Origin of the sequence: Streptomyces katrae (assembly GCF_000717655.1) — a bacterium.
Lineage (GTDB): Bacteria > Actinomycetota > Actinomycetes > Streptomycetales > Streptomycetaceae > Streptomyces > Streptomyces katrae_B.
Genome location: NZ_JNZY01000002.1, coordinates 33404 through 51683 on the forward strand (window position 1 = coordinate 33404; position 18280 = coordinate 51683).

Annotated in this window: 20 protein-coding genes; 13 read left to right on the top strand and 7 right to left on the bottom strand. The window is 73.2% G+C overall.

Going from position 1 to position 18280, the window contains the following annotated elements:
• Positions 1 to 152: 152 nt before the first annotated feature.
• Positions 153 to 839: an esterase/lipase family protein gene (locus IF09_RS0102330; protein ID WP_030291392.1), complete on the top strand. Its 687-nt coding sequence runs from the start codon at positions 153 to 155 to the stop codon at positions 837 to 839.
• Positions 840 to 878: 39 nt separating this feature from the next.
• On the opposite strand, the gene IF09_RS0102335 is transcribed toward IF09_RS0102330, so the two are convergent.
• On the bottom strand, positions 879 to 1460 hold the full coding sequence (locus IF09_RS0102335) for a hypothetical protein (protein ID WP_030291393.1): 582 nt from the start codon (positions 1458 to 1460) through the stop codon (positions 879 to 881).
• Positions 1461 to 1538: 78 nt separating this feature from the next.
• On the opposite strand from IF09_RS0102335, the gene IF09_RS0102340 reads away from it, so the two are divergent.
• Positions 1539 to 2267 carry an SCO2400 family protein gene (locus IF09_RS0102340; RefSeq protein WP_030291394.1) on the top strand — a complete coding sequence of 243 codons (729 nt, stop codon included), beginning with the start codon at positions 1539 to 1541 and terminating at the stop codon, positions 2265 to 2267.
• 9 nt (positions 2268 to 2276) lie between these two features.
• Here the strand turns inward: IF09_RS0102340 and IF09_RS0102345 are convergent, their stop codons facing one another.
• On the bottom strand, positions 2277 to 2699 hold the full coding sequence (locus tag IF09_RS0102345; protein ID WP_030291395.1) for a MarR family winged helix-turn-helix transcriptional regulator: 423 nt from the start codon (positions 2697 to 2699) through the stop codon (positions 2277 to 2279).
• A gap of 100 nt (positions 2700 to 2799) precedes the next feature.
• Here IF09_RS0102345 and IF09_RS0102350 point away from each other — a divergent pair, with 100 nt between their 5' ends.
• From IF09_RS0102350 to IF09_RS0102360, 3 genes are all read left to right on the top strand, one after another.
• A complete protein-coding gene (locus tag IF09_RS0102350; RefSeq protein ID WP_030291396.1) occupies positions 2800 to 3819 on the top strand; it encodes an NADP-dependent oxidoreductase in 1020 nt (339 codons plus the stop codon).
• Between the two features lie 64 nt (positions 3820 to 3883).
• Positions 3884 to 4306, top strand: a complete 423-nt coding sequence (locus IF09_RS0102355) for an organic hydroperoxide resistance protein (protein ID WP_030291397.1) — start codon at positions 3884 to 3886, stop codon at positions 4304 to 4306.
• 83 nt (positions 4307 to 4389) lie between these two features.
• Complete coding sequence (locus tag IF09_RS0102360) at positions 4390 to 5232, top strand: EI24 domain-containing protein (protein ID WP_051832023.1); 843 nt, start codon at positions 4390 to 4392, stop codon at positions 5230 to 5232.
• 19 nt (positions 5233 to 5251) lie between these two features.
• Here the strand turns inward: IF09_RS0102360 and IF09_RS0102365 are convergent, their stop codons facing one another.
• Positions 5252 to 6142: an NAD(P)-dependent oxidoreductase gene (locus tag IF09_RS0102365; protein WP_030291399.1), complete on the bottom strand. Its 891-nt coding sequence runs from the start codon at positions 6140 to 6142 to the stop codon at positions 5252 to 5254.
• Positions 6143 to 6239: 97 nt separating this feature from the next.
• Here IF09_RS0102365 and IF09_RS0102370 point away from each other — a divergent pair, with 97 nt between their 5' ends.
• Positions 6240 to 6587 carry a winged helix-turn-helix transcriptional regulator gene (locus IF09_RS0102370; protein ID WP_030291400.1) on the top strand — a complete coding sequence of 116 codons (348 nt, stop codon included), beginning with the start codon at positions 6240 to 6242 and terminating at the stop codon, positions 6585 to 6587.
• 25 nt (positions 6588 to 6612) lie between these two features.
• On the opposite strand, the gene IF09_RS0102375 is transcribed toward IF09_RS0102370, so the two are convergent.
• Positions 6613 to 7344, bottom strand: coding sequence for a hotdog fold domain-containing protein (locus IF09_RS0102375; protein WP_030291401.1), 732 nt, complete (start codon positions 7342 to 7344; stop codon positions 6613 to 6615).
• Positions 7345 to 7496: 152 nt separating this feature from the next.
• On the opposite strand from IF09_RS0102375, the gene IF09_RS0102380 reads away from it, so the two are divergent.
• From IF09_RS0102380 to IF09_RS0102390, 3 genes are all read left to right on the top strand, one after another.
• Positions 7497 to 8084 carry a DUF1707 and DUF4190 domain-containing protein gene (locus IF09_RS0102380; RefSeq protein ID WP_234320869.1) on the top strand — a complete coding sequence of 196 codons (588 nt, stop codon included), beginning with the start codon at positions 7497 to 7499 and terminating at the stop codon, positions 8082 to 8084.
• 406 nt (positions 8085 to 8490) lie between these two features.
• Positions 8491 to 10008 carry a hypothetical protein gene (locus IF09_RS0102385; RefSeq protein ID WP_030291404.1) on the top strand — a complete coding sequence of 506 codons (1518 nt, stop codon included), beginning with the start codon at positions 8491 to 8493 and terminating at the stop codon, positions 10006 to 10008.
• Positions 10009 to 10021: 13 nt separating this feature from the next.
• Positions 10022 to 11614, top strand: a complete 1593-nt coding sequence (locus tag IF09_RS0102390; RefSeq protein ID WP_030291405.1) for a DUF2142 domain-containing protein — start codon at positions 10022 to 10024, stop codon at positions 11612 to 11614.
• A gap of 28 nt (positions 11615 to 11642) precedes the next feature.
• Here the strand turns inward: IF09_RS0102390 and IF09_RS0102395 are convergent, their stop codons facing one another.
• A complete protein-coding gene (locus IF09_RS0102395; RefSeq protein ID WP_030291407.1) occupies positions 11643 to 12356 on the bottom strand; it encodes a carbon-nitrogen hydrolase family protein in 714 nt (237 codons plus the stop codon).
• Positions 12357 to 12476: 120 nt separating this feature from the next.
• On the opposite strand from IF09_RS0102395, the gene IF09_RS0102400 reads away from it, so the two are divergent.
• A complete protein-coding gene (locus tag IF09_RS0102400) occupies positions 12477 to 12788 on the top strand; it encodes a hypothetical protein (RefSeq protein WP_030291408.1) in 312 nt (103 codons plus the stop codon).
• A gap of 5 nt (positions 12789 to 12793) precedes the next feature.
• Positions 12794 to 13126: a hypothetical protein gene (locus tag IF09_RS0102405; RefSeq protein WP_158709897.1), complete on the top strand. Its 333-nt coding sequence runs from the start codon at positions 12794 to 12796 to the stop codon at positions 13124 to 13126.
• Between the two features lie 4 nt (positions 13127 to 13130).
• Here IF09_RS0102405 and IF09_RS0102410 read toward each other — a convergent pair whose 3' ends face one another.
• Positions 13131 to 13709: a TetR/AcrR family transcriptional regulator gene (locus IF09_RS0102410; RefSeq protein WP_030291411.1), complete on the bottom strand. Its 579-nt coding sequence runs from the start codon at positions 13707 to 13709 to the stop codon at positions 13131 to 13133.
• 216 nt (positions 13710 to 13925) lie between these two features.
• On the opposite strand from IF09_RS0102410, the gene IF09_RS0102415 reads away from it, so the two are divergent.
• Positions 13926 to 16403: a glycoside hydrolase family 3 protein gene (locus tag IF09_RS0102415; RefSeq protein ID WP_030291413.1), complete on the top strand. Its 2478-nt coding sequence runs from the start codon at positions 13926 to 13928 to the stop codon at positions 16401 to 16403.
• Positions 16404 to 16496: 93 nt separating this feature from the next.
• Here IF09_RS0102415 and IF09_RS0102420 read toward each other — a convergent pair whose 3' ends face one another.
• Positions 16497 to 17393: an SGNH/GDSL hydrolase family protein gene (locus tag IF09_RS0102420; protein WP_030291414.1), complete on the bottom strand. Its 897-nt coding sequence runs from the start codon at positions 17391 to 17393 to the stop codon at positions 16497 to 16499.
• 249 nt (positions 17394 to 17642) lie between these two features.
• Here IF09_RS0102420 and IF09_RS0102425 point away from each other — a divergent pair, with 249 nt between their 5' ends.
• A complete protein-coding gene (locus tag IF09_RS0102425) occupies positions 17643 to 18137 on the top strand; it encodes a DUF3145 domain-containing protein (RefSeq protein ID WP_030291415.1) in 495 nt (164 codons plus the stop codon).
• The last annotated feature ends 143 nt before the right edge of the window (positions 18138 to 18280 follow it).

The following is an 18280-nucleotide window of genomic DNA, read 5'->3' on the forward strand; positions in this document are numbered from 1 at the left end:
GGCGAATGGGGCATGTCGCCCGTTGGGCTGCTCCGGCCGGGTGTGGCGCACGGGGCGAGAGGTGCTGCACGGGGGTGGATTTCTGTACCGACAGGCACCACGATGCCCGCACCGTCCGCGCTACTCGTGCGTAACGAGGTAAGGGGGACCCCATGCTGACGCCCCGCCAGAGACTGTTGGCGCTCCTGACGCTCTGCCCGGCCCTCATCGCGCCCCTCCCGGCGCAGGCCGCCGCCCGTGTGCAGACGCACAACCCGGTGGTCTTCGTCCACGGCTACAACGCCGGCCCGGGCGTCTGGGGCGGCCTGCGGCAGGACCTGCGCGCCGCCGGGTACGCCGAATCGGAGCTCTTCTCCTGGGGTTACGACACGCACCAGTCCGTCAACGAGGTGCTGGCCGGCCAGCTCGGCGCGTACGTCGACCAGGTCCGCCGGCAGACCGGCGCCGCCCGGGTCGACCTCGTGGCGCACTCCTTCGGCTCGCTCGTCGGCCGCTGGTACGTGAAGTTCGGCGGCGGAGCCGTGACCGTCGACCACTGGGTCTCGCTGGCCGGTCCCAGCCACGGCACCTCCACCGCGTGGGCGTGCGCCCTGTGGGACCAGGCGTGCCGGGACATGACGCCCGGTTCGTACGTCGTGAAGAACCTGAACGCGGGCGACGAGACCCCGGGCGCGGTGAAGTACGCGACCTTCTGGTCGAACTGCGACGAGGTCATCAACCCGGACAGCAGCGTCCCGCTCGCCGGGGCGGCCAACACGCCGGTCGGCTGCCTCCAGCACAACGACCTGCTGGGCGACGACGCCACCTCGGCGGGCGTCCGTTCCTTCCTCGTCTCCTAGGCCCGCCGCCTAGGCCCGCCTGCTGGACCCCGCCGCCTACTAGAGCTCGGCCCCGTCGACCGCGACGCGCTGGAGCAGGCCGTACGTGAACTCCGCCACGCACGGCCGGCCCTGCGCGGCGAACGCGAGGCGCCAGCGGGTCGGCGCGGTGCCCTCCATCGGGCGCACTGGGGCGAAGGCCCGCGCCACCTCGTCCACCGTGGCCGACCAGGGCCGCAGGCCCTCGGGCCGCTCCAGTACGGGCCCCCGCGCGCCCGGGGCCCGTACCAGCCACTCGTTCCACACCGCCCCGTCCGGCGCGGCCAGCACCTCGAAGCGCAGGTCCGGCCAGAGCGGCACCGGCCACAGCAGGGCCTCGCACTCCAGGTCGCCGATGGTGCGGGCGGCCGTGGACTCCGGCGGGCCGAGCACCGAGCGGTAGCGGGCCAGCGCCCCGCGGGCGCGGGGGGACCGGACCATCGCCTGCCAGCGCTTGTTCGCCTCCCGCTGTTCGGCGAGCGAGGCGCCCAGCCGCCGCCGCGCCTCCTCGGCGAGGTCCGGCCGGAAGTCCGCCATCCGGCGCAGCAGCACCAGCTGGAAGGCGGCCGGACCGAAGGATCCCGAGCGCGCTGAGGCAGTCATGGAAGCCACGATTCCACACAGGACCTCCACGAACCCGCGATACGGATGTTGCGTGGAACCACGTAGCGTGCGGACGTCATGGACTACTGCCACGCCTGCCGGAGGCACCTCAACGGCGCCCTGGCGTGCGCCGGGTGCGGAACCCCCGTCGAGTACCTGCCGCCCGCCGCCGCCGGTGGGCCCGCCGTGCCCGCCGCCCCGTACGGCGGCTCCGTGCGGCGGGAGGAGCCCGCCGACCCGTTCGCGGACTCGATCGTCGTGCTGTCCGGAGGGCAGGACGGGCGGGCCGGTGCACGGCGCCGCGCCGCGCACCGCAGGCGCCGCCGGACCATGCTGACGGTCGGGCTGGGCCTGGTGCTCGCGGTCGGGGGCACGCTCGCGCTCGCCCGGATCGTCACCGAGGGGCAGAAGACCGACCGGGCCGCCGAGGTGGTGCTCACCGACGGGAACGGCCCGCAGGACCCGGCTCCGCTGCCGAGCGGCAAAGGGACTCCCGGCGCGCCTTCGGCGCTGAAGCCGGTGAAGGCCTCGGGGACCGCGAAGGCCGCCGCGGGCGGAACGCAGTCGGCCGTACCCGGGGCGTCTGCCGAGGGGTCCGCGCAGCCGGGTCCGACGGCGTCGGCCTCCGCATCGGGGAAGACGGGGCCGACGAAGGGTGCCACCGGGCCGGGGCCGTCCGTAAAGCCCGGTCAGTCGGGGAAGCCCTCGCCGACCGGATCCGGAACGGCGCAGCCGCCGCCTCCTCCGAGCCCGAGCCCGTCGCCGACGAAGCCGCCGGAGTCGTGCTGGTGGTTCATCTGCCTCTGAGCCGGAGGCTCAGCCCAGCATCCGCTTGAGCAGGTCCCGCAGGACCGCCCGCTCGGCCCTGGACAGCCCGGCCAACGGTTCGCGCGCGAAGTCCAGCGACTCGCGCAGCCGGTCCGCGGTCTGCAGGCCCTCCTCCGTCGGGGCGGCCAGCTTGACCCGGCGGTCGGCCGGGTCCGGCCTGCGCTCGACCAGGCCGCGCGACTCCAGCCGGTCCACGATGCCCGTGATGTTCGAGGGCTCGCACTTCAGCTGCTGCGCGATCCGCCGCATCGGCATCGGCTCCAGGGACAGCAGGTTCAGCACCCGGGCCTGGGCGCCGGTGAGCTGGTGGCTGGCTGCCGCGTGCTCGTACTCCTCGTGGTAGCGGGCCACGACGGTACCGATGAGCTCGACAACCTCAAGGGTCAGGGGATCTGCGCGACGACTGGGCATGGATCCAGAGTACCCATTTACTTGACAACATGAAATATCCAGGCGCATGGTTGTTTCACCTGCTGAAGTATTCGTCGATTCCTCGATTCGGGAGCGCCCCATGTCTCAGATCCCCGCCGTCAGCCGCGAGTGGCACCTCGTCCGCCGCCCGCAGGGCTGGCCCGTCGCCGAGGACTTCGCCCTGCGCGAGGTCGAGGTCGCGGCCCCGGCCCCGGGCCGGATCCTGGTGCGCAACCTGCACATGTCCGTGGACCCCTACATGCGCGGCCGGATGAACGACGTGAAGTCGTACGTCCCGCCCTTCCAGCTGGACAAGCCGATGGACGGCGGCGCGGTCGGCGAGATCGTGGCCTCCGCCGCCGAGGGCTTCGAGGTCGGCGACCACGTGCTGCACGGCCTGGGCTGGCGCGAGTACGCAGACCTGGACGCCAAGCACGCCACCAAGGTCGACGCCTCGCTCGCACCGCTCTCCGCCTACCTCGGCGTGCTCGGCATGCCGGGCCTGACCGCCTACGCCGGCCTCTTCGAGGTGGCCTCCTTCAAGGAGGGCGACTCCGTCTTCGTCTCCGGCGCGGCGGGTGCGGTCGGCAGCCTCGTCGGCCAGTTCGCGAAGATCAAGGGCGCCGCTCGAGTGATCGGCTCGGCCGGCTCGGACGAGAAGGTGACGCTCCTCACGGAGAAGTACGGCTTCGACGCCGCGTTCAACTACAAGAACGGTCCCGTCGGCGAGCAGCTGAAGGAGGCCGCCCCCGAGGGCATCGACGTCTACTTCGACAACGTCGGCGGGGACCACCTCGAGGCCGCCATCTCCTCCCTGAAGGTGCACGGCCGCGCCACCCTGTGCGGGGCGATCGCCCAGTACAACGCCACCGAACCGACCCCCGGCCCGCGCAATCTGGTTCAGGTCATCGGCAAGCGGCTGCGCCTGCAGGGCATCCTCGTCAACGACCACGCGGGGCTCCAGCCGCAGTTCGTCCAGGACGTCGCCGGCTGGCTGCGCTCCGGCGAGCTCGTGGCCGACGAGACCGTGGTCGAGGGCGTGGAGAACGCGACCGAGGCCTTCCTCGGCATGCTGCGCGGCGACAACACCGGAAAGATGATCGTTTCCTTCACCGGTTAGGCTCACTGCACACCGTCGTGATCGTGGGCGCGAGTCACGGCGATTACCAGGAGGATCTCTTTACATGTCCATCCAGCAGACCGACGTTCTGTACACCGCCGTGGCCACCGCCGCGAACGGCCGTGACGGCCGCGTCGCGACCAACGACGGCCAGCTCGACGTCGTCGTGAACCCGCCGAAGGAGATGGGCGGCAGCGGCGCCGGCACCAACCCGGAGCAGCTGTTCGCCGCAGGCTACAGCGCCTGCTTCCAGGGCGCCCTCGGCGTCGTCGCCCGCAACGAGAACGCGGACGTCTCCGGCTCCACCGTCACGGCCGAGGTCGGCATCGGCAAGAACGACGAGGGCTTCGGCCTGATCGTCAAGATCTCCGCCTCGATCCCGAACGTGGACGCCGCCACCGCCAAGGACCTCATCGAGAAGGCCCACCAGGTCTGCCCGTACTCCAAGGCGACCCGCGGCAACATCACGGTCGAGCTCGCGGTCTGATCCGGCTCGCGCTCCACGAAGGCCGCACCCCGATCCCGGGGTGCGGCCTTCGCCGTTTGCCGCCCCCGCTCTAAGCTGGACCCATGCGTGATCTTGCGGGGGGATTCGGCTACCTGCTGGCCGGACAGAGATGGGTGCTGCGACACGGCCGCTGGCTGGGCTTCGGCCTGCTGCCGGGGCTGGTCTCGCTGGTGCTGTACGCCGGAGCGCTGGTCGGGCTCGGCTACGGCGCCGACGACCTGACCGCCTGGGCCACCCCCTTCGCCGACGGCTGGACCTCGCCGTGGCAGGGGCTGTTCCGCGGCTTCCTGACCGGCCTGGTCTTCGGGCTCGGGCTCTTCGTCGCGGTCATCACCTTCACGGCCGTGACCCTGCTGATCGGCCAGCCGTTCTACGAGTCCCTCTCGGAGCAGGTCGACCGCAGCGAGGGCGGCGACGTCCCGGAGTCCGGGCTCCCGCTCTGGCGGGAGCTGTGGATCTCGGCCAGGGACAGCCTGAGGGTGCTGGTCCGGGTGCTGCTGTACGGGATCGTGCTCTTCGCGCTCGGGTTCATCCCGGTGATCGGGCAGACCGTGATCCCGGCGATCGGGTTCTGCGTGTCCGGGTTCTTCCTCGCCGAGGAGCTCACCGCCGTCGCGCTGCAGCGGCGCGGGGTGGAACTCGCCGACCGGCTCGCCCTGCTGCGGGCGCGGCGGATGCTGGTGCTCGGTTTCGGCGTCCCGCTGGTACTGGCGTTCCTGGTGCCGCTGGTGGCGGTGTTCCTGATGCCGGGCGCGGTGGCCGGGGCCACGCTGATGGTCCGGGACCTGACCGGGGAGGACGAGGCCGCGGCGGCCGACCCGAAGGCCGACTCCGATACGGCCACCTCCGGGGACGCCCAGGCGCCGGCCGGAGGTTTCGGACCGCCGCCGCCCGCGTACTCGTAGCCGGCGAGCCCCGCGGGGGCTACCGCTTCAGCAGGGTGATCGCGCCGGCCGTGTCCTCGCCGTCGTGCGCGGCCGGATCCTCGGCCAGGCGGCGCCGCATCAGCTCGAGGTACGGGCTGATCAGCTCCGCGCTGACGCCCTGCTCCTCGGCGGTGCGCAGCAGGGTCCCGCTGGCCGCGACCTGCATCGCCAGGTTCGACACGACGCCGGTGGTGAAGTCCCCCGAGGTCAGCCGGTCGGCCGCGGCGGTCACGAAGAACCCCATCGCGCCGAGCCACTCGGACAGCAGGGGCGCCAGGTCCTTCGGGGCGATGTCCTCGCCCTCGATCAGCGCGAAGGCGTGCGAGATGCCGGCGAACAGCCCGTACATCCCGCTCAGCAGCGCCACGTCGTGCAGCGCGGCGTGGCCGGGGTCCTCGCCGACGAAGCGGGCGCCGGCCGGGACCTCCAGGGCGGCGCGGTGGGTGTCGAACAGGGCCCGGGAGCCGCTGTAGAAGACGTACGCGCCGGATGCGGGGGCGCCGATCATCACAGGGGTGCCCATGATGCCGCCGTCCACGAACCGGGCCCCGCGCGCCTCGGCCCAGGCCGCGCGCCGGCGGCCCTCGGCGGGCGTACCGGTGGTGAGGTCGACCAGGTCCTTGCCGGTCAGGTCGATGCCTTCCAGGACCGAGCCGACGCTGGCGTCGTCCAGCAGGCAGAGCACGACCAGGCCGTTCGCCGCCACCGCCTCGGCGGGGCTCGCGGCGATGGCGGCGCCTTCGGCGGCGAGCGCCTCGGCCTTGGCGGCGGTGCGGTTCCAGACGGTGAGGGGATGCCCGGCGGCGAGCCAGGTGCGGGCGAGTGCGGTGCCCATGTCGCCGAGGCCGAGCAGGGTCAGCGGGTGCTTCGTCACGGTGTTGTCGGTCATGACGTTTAGCCTGGTGGCAGGCTGAGAGGCGCTCAAGTACGCACTTCGGAGTGGGTGGTTACTCCCAGGTGAGCGAGCAGGTGGGGAGGGGTGCGCGATGTCGGTGACGCGAAGGCCCGGTGCGGACCACTGCGGTGTGGCCGCGGCGATGTCCGTGATCGACGGCAAGTGGAAGGTGTCGCTCCTGTGGGAGCTGGAGCAGCGGCCGCGCCGCTTCGGGGAACTGCGCCGGCTGGTCGCGGGGATCTCGGAGAAGGTGCTCGCGGCCCAGCTGCGGGAGCTGGAGACGGACGGCATGGTCCACCGCGAGGTCTACGAAGAGGTCCCGCCGCGCGTGGAGTACTCGCTGACCCCGCTGGGCCAGGAGCTCAACACGGCCCTGGAAGTCCTGGGGGCCTGGGGAGCCAAGCACCTTCTCCCCGGGCCGGCTCGGCAGCCGGCCTAGGTCCAGGTCAGGGCCCAGAGCCTCCCTAGGGCCGGGCCTGGGCGCGGGGTTCCACCCACAGGGCCTCGCCGATCGCGCACAGATCGCCTTCGGCGGTGGCCAGGGCCGTGCCCACGCGGTACTTGCGCCCCTCGCTGCCGAGCAGCCAGGCGTACGAGACGAGGCCCGCGCCGACCGGCACCGGCCGCAGCAGCCGCCCGGTCAGGGCCGCCGTGACCGCACCGGCCCGGCGGTCGTCGAGCAGCCGGCCGGCCGCGTTGCCCGGGCAGTCCAGCGCGCCCCACACCAGCTCGGGCGGCAGCAGTCCGTCTGCGCCGCCGAGTTCGGGACCTGGGGTCCACGCGGCGGCCACCAGGGCGCTGCCGGGCACCCGGCCGCAGTGCAGGCGCAGTCCCGTGGCGGGCGTGCGGTGCAGACCGCAGCCGAAGCAGTCGACCATCCCGTCCGGGGGAGCCGCCCGGTACGCGTCGGCCGCGGCCCGCGCCTGCTCCCAGGACGGCGGCTCGGGGGCCTCGACGGCCGGCTCGGCGGGGGTCGCCGCCGCCAGCAGGTGCTCGCCGTCCACCAGCCGGACGCCGCCTTCGGCGGTCGGGGCGAGCCGGACCGGGGTGTCCGTGGGCACCGGCCGCCGGAAGTCCACCCGTACGGTCTTCGCAGCCGCCCGCGCGGCCAGCACCCCGGCCACGTAGCCGCCGAAGGCCACCCCGGGATATCCGCACAGGCGGGCCGGAACCGTGATCGTCTCGAAGTCGGTCATGCCCGCCACCTCATCACACCCGCCGCCCGCGGCACAGGCATCGGCCTCGTCACAGCCGCCGGGCCGTGAGCACCGCAACTATCGCCGCTGCCCGCTCGTCCTCCATCCTGGAGAGACGCGCACCTGCGCGCAGGGGCTTGGGAGGTGGCCGGATGGCCGAACAGCCGTGGGGGCAGCCGTACCCGGTCCGCCCGCAGCAGCAGTCGTACGGGCAGCCGTGGCAGCCCGCGCACACCCCGCAGTCCGCGATGCGCGCCTCGCACACCGACCGCGACCGGACGGTGGACGTGCTCAAGGCCGCCTACGCGGAGGGCCGGCTCTCCCGCGAGGAGTACGGGCAGCGCTTCGACGTGGCGTACAAGGCGCAGACGTACGGGCAGCTCGCGCAGCTGGTCGCGGACCTGCCGGCCGGGCCGATGGTGGCCCCGTTCGGCGCTGCCGTACCGGTCCTGCCGCCCGCCTACGGGCCGCCGGTGCCGGGGCCGCTGCCCATGCCCGTGCCGCCCCGCCCGGTCAACGGGATGGCGATCACCTCGCTCGCGCTGGGGGTGCTCAGCCTGCCGACGCTCGGCGCCGCCGGCCTGGGCGCCGTGATCACCGGCCACATCGCCAAGGCTCAGATCCGCGCGCGCGGAGACGAGGGCGCCGGGCCCGCGACGATCGGCTTGGTGCTCGGCTGGCTTTCGCTGGGCGGCTGGGTGCTGCTCTTCCTGCTCGCCGGCTTCGGGGTCCTCGACTGACCTGCGCCTTCCCACGCCAGGCTGCGGGCCGTCCCCGGCGGCCCCGGCCGCCGTCCCGGAACCCCCGCCCGCCACATGCGGCCCGATAGTATGCGTGGCGGCAAGAGCCGAGGCTGTCCCACACCGTCCTTGAGTCCGCCGCCCTCGTCCTGAGTTTCCGAGCTCCGGTCCCGGGGCCCGGAGCCGGGCAGTGGCTTGCCGAGAACGACGACCGGCCGTCGAGCCGAGTACCGACCAGCAGTAGGGACACCGTCAGTGACAGTCAGTACCGAGGGGTCGGCGGCCGTGCGCCCGGGCCCCCCCGAGCGGACCGGCCGCACACGCCCCCCGCAGCTCCGGATCCTCGGACCCGGCCCCGCGGCGCGCACTGCGCTCCCGCGGCGGGCTCCTGCTGCTGGAGGCCGCCGTGGCGTTCGCCGCGGCCCTGGTCCTCCCGCTCCTGGCGCGCGGCTTCAAGCTCAACCCGCTCAACCGGATCGCGCAGGTCAGCGGCCTGGCCGCGATCCAGCTGCGGTTCGCGCTGATCGGGCTGCTGTGCGTCGCCGCCGTGGTACTGGCGATGCGGCTGCGCGGCGGCCGCCACTTCGACCTCGCCACCCGGCTGGCCGCCGCGGCCATCGCGGGCCTGGCCAGCGGTTTCGTCGCGGCGGGCGCGGTGGTCGCGCTGCTGGGCACGCCGTGGCCGATGTTCGGCCTCAACGGCGACAGCGGCCGGATCGTCGAATGGGCCCACGCCGTAGCGAACGGGCAGCCCTCGGGCTCGCCCGTGTACCCGCCGATGCCGCTCTACACCCTCGGTTACTACGCCGAGTGGTTCCACGGCGGCAACACCGCGTACGCCTTCAAGGACCTCCAGATCCTCGGCGCGGCCGCCTTCGGTCCGCTGGTCTACCTCGCCTGGCGGATGCTGCTGAGCCCGGTCCGGGCGCTCGCCTTCGGCGTCGTGCCCGCGTTCGCGCTGATCGACTCGTACAAGCCCTACAGCCAGACCGTGCTCGTCCTGCTGATCCCGGTGCTGGTCGCGATGGTCGTCGCGCTGCGCCGCAGCGGCACCGAGGGCTGGCGTCCGCTGCTGCTCAAGGGCGCCGGGTTCGGGGCGGTGCTGGGCGTGCTGTTCCTCACGTACTCGGGCTGGTTCCTGTGGAGTGCCGCCGGCGTGCTGTTCGCCGCACTGCTGTACTTCCCGTGGAAGACCGGCCGGCTCAAGGGCGCGGCCTACATGGGCGCAGCCCTCGCGGCCTTCCTCGTGGTGGCCGGGCGCTACCTGATGGTCATGCTGAAGGAAGGGCAGACCACCAAGGACTACAACTTCCGCTTCGACAACTTCACCGACCCGGCCTACTACCTGATGTGGCGCACGGACATGCCGGGCAAGGTGGGCGACTGGCCGCCGCCCGGGGAGTTCGGCGGGGTCGGGCTGTTCGCCCTGGTGACGTTCGTGTGCCTGGGCGCCGCGATCTGGCTGGGCCTGCGCAAGCCGCTCGTCGTCACCATCGCCGCGATGTTCATCAGTGCGTGGGTGATGCGCATGTACATCGCCTCGCACATGTACGAGACGCAGACGGTCCAGCTGTACACGCGCACCAACAACCAGCTGCTCTACTGCGGTCTGATCCTGTGCGCGCTGGTGGCGCACCTGGTCTCGCTGAAGCTGGCCGAGCGGCGCACCGCGTCCGAGGCCGCGCCGGGCTTCCCCGGCCGCGAGGGCGCCGTGATCGGAACCCTGTGCGCCCTGCTCCTGCTCCTCGGCACGGTCTCCTCCTCCATGTCCGACCGCTACATGCCGGCCCAGGACGGCACCTACCGGATCCTGCCCTGGGTGTCGCACACCATCCGGCAGCAGGACGGGAAGTGCCCGAAGTTCGCGCCCAAGGGCGAGTGCTCCAAGGACGGCGACCAGAGCTGGCTGAGCTACATCCGATGATCAGAAGGAAGCGATGATCTCCGCACTGACGCGCCTGGCCGACTGGTCGGCCCGGACCCCCAAGCGGCTCTGGGCCATCGCCTTCGCGCTGTTCTTCACGCTCGCGGCCTCCTGGTCGGCAGCCACCCCGCTCGGCGGTTCCCCCGACGAGCACGCCCACTTCATCCGCGCGGCCGCCGTCGCCCGGGGCCAGATCGGCGGCCCCGAGGTGATGGTTCCGCACATGGTGGCGGGCATCGAGGGCAAGTTCGCCGAAACCGGGGTGCAGCTCCCGGAGTGGTACAAGCAGCTCCCCAAGCAGCACGAGTGCTACGCCTGGCACGAGGAGAAGTCCGCTTCCTGCGCCCCCGAGATCGGGCACTCCGAGAAGACCGTCCAGGTCACCACCGCGGCCGGCCGCTACCACCCGGCCTACTACCTGGCGACCGGCTGGCCGAGCCTGCTGGTCAAGGGGCCGCACGGGCTGTACCTGATGCGGCTGATGTCGGCCCTGGTCTGCTCGGCGCTGCTGGCCAGCGCCGTGGTCACCGCCGCCGAGTGGCGCCGCCGGCGCTCGGTGGCCCTGCTCGGCGTGCTCACCGCGGCCACGCCGATGACCCTGTACATGGCCGGCATGGTCAACCCCAGCGGCGGTGAGATCGCCGCCGGCATCCTCGTGTGGACCGCCCTGCTGTCGATCCTGATGTCCCCCGATGCACGGCTGCTGAACCGGCGGCTGGCCCGGGTCGGCATCGGCGGCCTCGTGCTGATCAACATCCGCCCGCTCGGGCTGATCTGGTTCGCGGGCGCGGTCTTCTTCGGCCTGCTGCTCGCGCACCGCGGCGTCCTGCGCTCGGTGCTGCGCCGCAAGGCCCTGTGGGTCTGGACGGCGCTGCTCGGCGCGGCCACGGCCGGTGCGCTGCTCTGGGCCGGGGCGCACCCCGACCACTCGGTGATCAACACGCCCAAGTCGCTCACCGCCAAGGAAGCCGCCCGGCAGACCTTCGGCAACGCCGAGACGTACGTCCACCAGATGCTCGGCTACTTCGGCTGGCTGGACACCCCCGCACCCGCCTTCACCTGGCTGGTCTGGCTCGGCGTGATCGCGGTGCTCACCGCGCTGGGGCTGGCGTACGGGCGGCTGCGCGAGGCGGTGGCGCTGATCGGCATGCTGGTGGCGATCGTGGTGGTGCCGGTGGTCGCCCAGGCCTCCCAGGCGGAGCAGCTCGGCATGGTCTGGCAGGGCCGCTACCTGCTGCCGTTCGCCGTGGGCCTGCCGCTGATGGCGGTGCTGATCTGCGCGAGCCGGGCCCCCGAGCAGGGGTTCCCGTGGCGCAGGCTGGTGGGCTTCGGCGCGGCCGGGCTCGCGCTGGCGAACGCGGCGGCGTTCTTCTGGACGCTGCGGCGCTTCGCGGTCGGCACCAGCGGTTCCTGGGTGCCGTTCTCGGCGCACTGGGTCCCGCCCGGCGGCTGGGTGCTGTGGACCGGCGTGTACACGGCGGCGGCGTTCGCCCTAGTGCTGCCGGCGCTGGTGCGGGACCGCGAGCCGGCTCCGGCGGAGGATCCCGCGGAGCGGAACGACAGGACGCGCTCCGGACGGCACTCGAAGGTGCCGGCGATCGGCTGACCCGGTCGGCCCCGGGGGGCGCGGGCCGTCAGGCGCCGACCTCGGCCGTCACCACCGAGGGCGTACGGTCGTCCGCCTCGGCCAGCAGCGCGCCGCCCGGGGCCCAGACCGCGGCGCGGCCGCAGCCGGTCCACGGGCCCGCCGGTCCCACGTGGTTGCCGAGGACGACGTACAGGCCGTGCTCCTCGGCGATCCCGGGGTACACGGTGGCCCGCTCCCGGATCCCGTCGCCCGTCCCGTACAGGGAGCTCGCCAGGTGCACCCGGCAGCCGTCCGCCGCCGCGCTGCCGGTGACCTGGGCGAAGTGGTTGTCGTAGCAGACGCCGAGGGAGAAGCGGATCCCGCCGAGCTCGAAGCGGCCCTGGCCCTCGCCGGCGGCGAAGCCGTCCTGCTCGTGCCCGTACAGGTGCTGCTTGGCGTACGTCGTCACGTGCCGGCCGTCCGCCCCGTAGACCAGGGTCGCGATGGCGGGCAGCGGCCCGTCGGTGCGCAGCGCGACATTGACCGCGACGGCGATGCCGGCGGAGCGCAGCGGATCCAGGCGGGGGTCGTCGGCGTCCGCCATCCACAGCCCGGGGTCGGCGGCCATGGCCGCCAGCTCGTAGCCGGTGAGGGTGAACTCGGGGAACACGACGAGCTCGGCGCCCTGCTCCCGGGCCTCGGCGGCGAGGGCGAGGCTCCGCTCCGTGTTGGCGGGTATGTCGGCCGGGATGCAGGTGAGCTGGGCTGCGGCGATCTTCACGGGTCCAGGATGCCAGCCCGGCCGCCCGCTCCACGTCCGCCCGGGGGCCGACGGGAGAGCGGGGCCGGGGTGATGCTGTAACGGCCCGACCGCCCACCGGAGTTGACGGAGGATCGGCTGATGCCCGACTGGATCCCCCCGGTCCTCGCCGGCGCCTTCCTGGTCGTGTCGTACCGCGTGGTCCGCACGAGCGGCGCCGGACTGCGGGTGGCGGTGCTCCTCATGGCCGTCCTGAACGCGGGCGTGCTGTGGCTGCTCGCGGCCACCGGCCCGCCCCGGGGCGTGGCCGCGGTCGCCCTCGTGTCCACGGTGGCCGCCGTCCACAGCCTGCTCGCGGCTGTGCGGACCATGATGTCCAGGATCCAGCGGGTCGACGCCGAGTCCTTCCACGGCCTGGTCCGGCAGGCGGCGAACGCCCCCGGCCCCAGGTGATGGGTGTGTGCGTGATGTTCAGCGGCTCGCTCGCCCTCACCGCCTTCGCCGACGACGCCCACCCGGAGGGCCGCCAGTTCCACCTCCTGCCCGGACCGGACTGCCCGTTCTGCCTGGTGGAGGACCAGATCCGGGACTTCCTCGGCCCAGCGGGCCCGCTGCTCGACGCCTACCGCAGCCACCTGCAGGCCGGCAGCAGCCGCCACTTCCTGGTCAAGCGGCGCTCGGAGCGGGAGCCCTGGACGGGACGCCTGCGCGACCGGGTCCACTACCGGGTCCCCGCCCCGGCCCGGCGCCCGCCCTGCGCCGTCCACGACCCGCTCCTGGGCCGCTCGTAGCCGCTCAGCCCGCTTCCGGCCCCCGCAGCAGGGTCAGGAACGAGCGGAAGGCGGCCGGCATGTCCACCGATTCCGGCGCGAGCAGCCACTGGTACTGGAGGCCGTCCATGACGGCGGTCAGCAGCGGAGCCACCTGCTCCGGGGTGAGGCCCGAGGGGAGCCGGTCGCCGAACTCGGCGCGCAGCATCTGCGTCATCTCGGCGCGCACCTGGGCGTAGCGCTCGGTGAAGAACTCCCGCGCCGGATGCCCGTCGGTGACGCTCTCGCCCAGCAGCGCCGAGAAGGTCTGCACGATCCCGGGGCGCATGGCGTTGTAGTCGACCAGCGAGGCCAGCAGGTCCAGGCGCCAGGCGCCGGCCGAGGCGCGCGAGCCGCCGCCGGTGTCCCAGCGGTCGCGCTCCTCCAACACCGCGACCAGCAGCGTCTCCTTGGTCGGGAAGTAGTGCAGCAGCCCCTGCTGGGTCAGGCCGACGCGCTCCGCCACCGCACCCAGCGACGCACCGCGGTAGCCGCGCTCCGCGATCACCTCGACCGCCGCGCGCACGATGTCGCCGCGCCGCTCCTCGCTCCTCGCCCTGGCCATCGCCCCGGCACCTCTCCCGTTCACGCCGTGCACCGCCTCGCCGGCGGGTTCTGCGTACGTTATCGGAACATCACGAACACATTACGAACCCTACCGCTCTACCGGTCTCGGGTCCACGATGGGGGCACCCCGCGGCGCCCGCACCCCACCCCGCCGCATGCACCCGCATGCACCCGCACGCATGCACCCGCACGCACTCAACGAGGAGGCACGGCCGTGACCGATGCCGATCAGGTCCGCAACGACGCCGTAGAGGCGGCGCTCGGCAAACTCGACCTCGACACCAAGGCCCGGCTCCTGGCCGGCCAGGACATGTGGTCCCTGCCCGCCGTCCCCGCGATCGGGCTCGAGTCCCTCGTCATGTCCGACGGCCCCATCGGCGTCCGCGGCGTGCGCTGGACCGCCGACGACCCCTCGATCGCCCTGCCCTCCCCGACCGCGCTCGCCGCCGCCTGGGACCCCGCGCTCGCCCGCCACGCCGGCCGCCTCCTCGCCCAGGAGGCCCGCCGCAAGGGGGTCCACGTCCTCCTCGCCCCCACCGTCAACCTCCACCGCTCCCCGCTCGGAGGCCGGCACTTCGAGTGCTACTCCGAGGACCCGTACCTCACCGGCGCCATCGGCACCGGCTACGTGAACGGCGTCCAGGACGGCGGCGTCGGCACCACCGTCAAGCACTTCGTCGGCAACGACGCCGAGACCGAGCGGTTCACCGTCGACAGCGTCATCGCCCCGCGCCCGCTGCGCGAGCTGTACCTGGCCCCCTTCGAGGCCATCGTCGCGAACGCCCACCCCTGGGGCATCATGACGGCGTACAACCAGGTCAACGGCACCACGATGACCGAGCACCGCCACCTCGTGAACGAAGTCCTGCGCGGCGAATGGGGCTTCGACGGCTACAACGTCTCCGACTGGATGGCCGCCCGCTCCACCACCGGCGACATCCTCGGCGGCCTCGACGTGGCCATGCCCGGACCGCAGACCGTCTACGGACCGGCCCTGGCCGAAGCCGTCCGGGCCGGCGAGGTCCCCGAGTCCGCCGTGGACGAGGCCGTGCGCAACGTACTGCGCCTCGCCGCCCGCGTCGGGATCCTGGCGGGCGCCCCCGCCGCCGTCGCCGAGACCCCGGCCGCCATCGACGGCCAGGGGCTGGCCCGGGAGATCGCCGCCCGCGGCTTCGTCCTCCTCCGCAACGAGACCGTCCCCGGCGGCAAGCGCGCCCTGCCGCTGGACGCCGCCCCCGGCCACACCGTCGCCCTGATCGGGGCCGCCGCCCGCGACGCCCGCGTCCTCGGCGGCGGTTCGGCCACCGTCTTCCCCGAGCGGATCGTCTCCCCGCTCGACGGGCTGAGCGCCGCCCTCCCGGAAGGGGCCCTGACCTTCGCCGTCGGCGCCGACCCCAGCGAGGAAGCCGCCCCCGCCGGCAAGGGCTTCGAGCTCCGCGCGGTCTGCCGCGACGCCTCCGGCGCCGTCCTGGGTGAGGGCAGCCTGCCGACCGGCCAGGTCCAGTGGATCGGCGAGGACCTGCCCGCGGGCGCCACGTACGAGACCATGGCCAGCATCGAGGTCACCGGTACGTTCGTGCCGCGCGAGAGCGGCGAGCACACCTTCGGCACCCGCGGACTCGGCGCCTTCACCCTCGCCGTCGGAGGCGAGACCCGGTGGGAGGGCGTCCAGGCGATGGGCGACGAGGCCGACCCGTTCGAGGCCTTCTTCGGCGCCCCCAGCGAGCGCGCCCGCGTCGATCTCACCGAGGGCGAGGCCGTCGAGGTGTCGCTGACCTACCAGGTCCCCGACGTGACCACGCTGCCGCTCAAGGCGATCATGTTCTCGCTGCTCCACCTCGGCCCGCGGCGCGACGCCGACGAGCTGATCGCCGAGGCCGTGGCCGCCGCCCGTGCCGCCGACACCGCCGTCGTGGTCGTCGCCACCACCGAGCGCGTGGAGTCCGAGGGCTTCGACCGGCGGGACCTCGCCCTGCCGGGCCGCCAGGACGACCTCGTGCGCGCCGTCGCCGCCGCCAATCCGAACACCGTGGTCGTCGTCAACGCCGGATCCCCGGTGGAGCTGCCGTGGCGGGAGGAGGTGTCCGCCGTGCTCCTGACCTGGTTCCCGGGCCAGGAGGGCGGGGCCGCGCTGGCCGACGTACTCCTCGGGGGCGCGGAGCCGGGCGGGCGGCTGCCCACCACCTGGCCCGAGCGGTTCACGGACGCGCCCGTCACCGAGGTCGTCCCGGCCGACGGCCGGCTGGAGTACCGCGAGGGGCTCTTCATCGGCTACCGGGCGTACGAGGCACGGGGCATCGCCCCCGCCTTCCCGTTCGGGCACGGCCTCGGCTACACCGACTGGGCGTACGAGTCCCTCGAAGTCACCGGCACCACGGCCCGGGTCCGCGTCACCAACACCGGCACCCGGCCCGGCCGCGAGGTCGTCCAGCTCTACGTCGCTCCCGTCGACACGGCGTCCGACCGCGCGCAGAGCACGACCGTGGAGCGTCCGGCGAGCTGGCTGGCCGCCTTCGCGGGCGTCGAGGCGGGCCCCGGGGAGAGCGTCGAGGCCGAGATCGCCCTGCCCGCCCGGGCCTTCGAGATCTGGGACGAGGAGACCCGCGGCTGGCAGCGGATCGGCGGCGCGTACGAGGTCCGCGCGAGCCACGCACACGGCGACACCCGGCTGACGGCGACCCTGGAGATCTAAAGGTCCGGGTTGGCCGGAAATCACCCACGAACCGGACCGGGGGCGGGCCCTGACACCCGCCCCCGGTCCCCCGGCCCGGTCGCTGTCGTCCCGTCAGCGCGGCGGCTCGGCCGCCGTCACCTGGCGGTGCGCCAGCTCCGCGAGCCGGGCCTGGCCGTCCTTGCCCGGGTGGAACCAGTCCCAGTGGCTCAACTGCTCGGCGGCGAACGGGTACTGGAACACCGCGCCGCCGTCGTAGCGGCACAGGGCGTCCTTCTTGCAGACCTCGCGGAGCACCTCGTTGTACTCGACCACCCGCGCCCGCACCTGCTCGCGCCGGGCCGTCGCCCCGGTGGCCACCGACAGCGGGTCCGCGAGCATCGACTGACAGATCCCCAGCTTCCAGATCTGCCGCACCACCGGGGTGTCCTTGCCCTGCTCCCACAGCCGCTGGAGGTCCGGCACGCTGGAGACGTACACCTGGGAGGAGGGGGAAGCCGCGCGCAGGCCGGCGAGGGCCTTCTCGAAACCGGCCCGGAACTCCGCCACCGGCGTCATCGACGAAGCCGTCGGGCGGCAGGCGTCGTTGGAGCCCACCATCACCGTCACCAGGTCGGGCTTGTGCTCCGCGGCCGAGGCCAGCTGACCTGCCAGATCCGCCATCCGCGAGCCCGTGACCGCGTAGTTCCAGCTGCGCGCCGGCACCCCGGCATCCCCGAGCAGCCGGGCGGCGAGGGAGCGGACGGCGGGGTCGTTGCCGGTGGCCCAGGATACCTCCGGGCAGTCCGCCAGCACCGAACAGGCGTCGAAACCCCTGGTGATGGAGTCGCCGACGGCGGCGATCGATGCGGGCGCGGTGTTCCAGCGCGGCCCGGCCTGCGCTCCCCGCTCACCCTCCGTGGCCGGCCCGTCCGACTGACACCCGGTCAGCACCGCGGCCAGAAGGGCCGTCACCGCGCCCGCACCCGTGAGAGTCCGGCGCGCGCGGCGGCGCAGGGCGGTGGTGCACATCGGGTGGTCCCCTTCTCGTCGCCCCACGTCCTCCGGGGGCGTCCTGCTGAGTGAATGCTCTGGGTTTGGCAGCCTCGGACCGACCGTACGTCACACCATGACCCCTGGCGCACGGTAGCTTTTTCCCGTGGCGTTTCGGCCGCAGGTCCCGTAGCGCATTGTCAAATAATTTCCGTTACATTACATCACGTCACATACTGTCCGTTTTCTGGAGTTTATTCCCGACCTCGTCCCACACTGGAGGTCCCGGTGACGACACGTGGAGTTCTGTACGTCCATTCCGCACCGCGCGCGCTCTGCCCGCACGTGGAATGGGCTGTTGCGGGCGTGCTCGGGGTGCGGGTGAACCTCGACTGGATCAGGCAGCCCGCCGCCCCCGGCACCTGGAGAGCCGAGTTCTCCTGGCAGGCCGAAGCGGGCACCGCGTCGAAGCTCGCCTCCGCGCTGCGCGGCTGGCACCTGCTGCGCTTCGAGGTGACCGCGGAACCCTGCCCGACCGCCGAGGGCGAGCGCTACAGCTCCACCCCGGAGCTCGGCATCTTCCACGCCGTCACCGGCATGCACGGCGACATCCTGATCCCCGAGGACCGGCTGCGCGCCGCCCTCGCGCGGTCCGCGCGCGGCGAGACCGACCTGGAGGCGGAGATCGCCAGACTGCTCGGCAAGCCCTGGGACGACGAGCTGGAGCCCTTCCGCTACGCGGGCGAGGGCGCCCCGGTCCGCTGGCTCCACCAGGTGGTCTAGCCGCAGCGCCATGACGAAGGCCCACCCGGGATCCCGGGTGGGCCTTCGTCATGGCGCTGCGGCGGTTGCGGTGTTCGAAACGACGAACACCGCAACCATCAATGGAAGAAGTCCCGCGGCGAGCAACCACGTCCGCGAGAGCG

Excerpts from the sequence above, each read along its gene's own strand:
- IF09_RS0102375 (WP_030291401.1), bottom strand. The coding sequence starts at position 7,344 with ATGACCGACTTCGAGACGATCACGGTTCCGGCCCGCCTGTGCGGATAT.
- IF09_RS0102420 (WP_030291414.1), bottom strand. The coding sequence starts at position 17,393 with ATGTGCACCACCGCCCTGCGCCGCCGCGCGCGCCGGACTCTCACGGGT.
- IF09_RS0102340 (WP_030291394.1), top strand. The coding sequence starts at position 1,539 with ATGGACTACTGCCACGCCTGCCGGAGGCACCTCAACGGCGCCCTGGCG.
- IF09_RS0102400 (WP_030291408.1), top strand. The coding sequence starts at position 12,477 with ATGCCCGACTGGATCCCCCCGGTCCTCGCCGGCGCCTTCCTGGTCGTG.
- IF09_RS0102410 (WP_030291411.1), bottom strand. The coding sequence starts at position 13,709 with ATGGCCAGGGCGAGGAGCGAGGAGCGGCGCGGCGACATCGTGCGCGCG.
- IF09_RS0102380 (WP_234320869.1), top strand. The coding sequence starts at position 7,497 with ATGGCCGAACAGCCGTGGGGGCAGCCGTACCCGGTCCGCCCGCAGCAG.
- IF09_RS0102370 (WP_030291400.1), top strand. The coding sequence starts at position 6,240 with ATGTCGGTGACGCGAAGGCCCGGTGCGGACCACTGCGGTGTGGCCGCG.
- IF09_RS0102355 (WP_030291397.1), top strand. The coding sequence starts at position 3,884 with ATGTCCATCCAGCAGACCGACGTTCTGTACACCGCCGTGGCCACCGCC.
- IF09_RS0102330 (WP_030291392.1), top strand. The coding sequence starts at position 153 with ATGCTGACGCCCCGCCAGAGACTGTTGGCGCTCCTGACGCTCTGCCCG.
- IF09_RS0102350 (WP_030291396.1), top strand. The coding sequence starts at position 2,800 with ATGTCTCAGATCCCCGCCGTCAGCCGCGAGTGGCACCTCGTCCGCCGC.
- IF09_RS0102365 (WP_030291399.1), bottom strand. The coding sequence starts at position 6,142 with ATGACCGACAACACCGTGACGAAGCACCCGCTGACCCTGCTCGGCCTC.
- IF09_RS0102345 (WP_030291395.1), bottom strand. The coding sequence starts at position 2,699 with ATGCCCAGTCGTCGCGCAGATCCCCTGACCCTTGAGGTTGTCGAGCTC.
- IF09_RS0102390 (WP_030291405.1), top strand. The coding sequence starts at position 10,022 with ATGATCTCCGCACTGACGCGCCTGGCCGACTGGTCGGCCCGGACCCCC.
- IF09_RS0102335 (WP_030291393.1), bottom strand. The coding sequence starts at position 1,460 with ATGACTGCCTCAGCGCGCTCGGGATCCTTCGGTCCGGCCGCCTTCCAG.
- IF09_RS0102360 (WP_051832023.1), top strand. The coding sequence starts at position 4,390 with ATGCGTGATCTTGCGGGGGGATTCGGCTACCTGCTGGCCGGACAGAGA.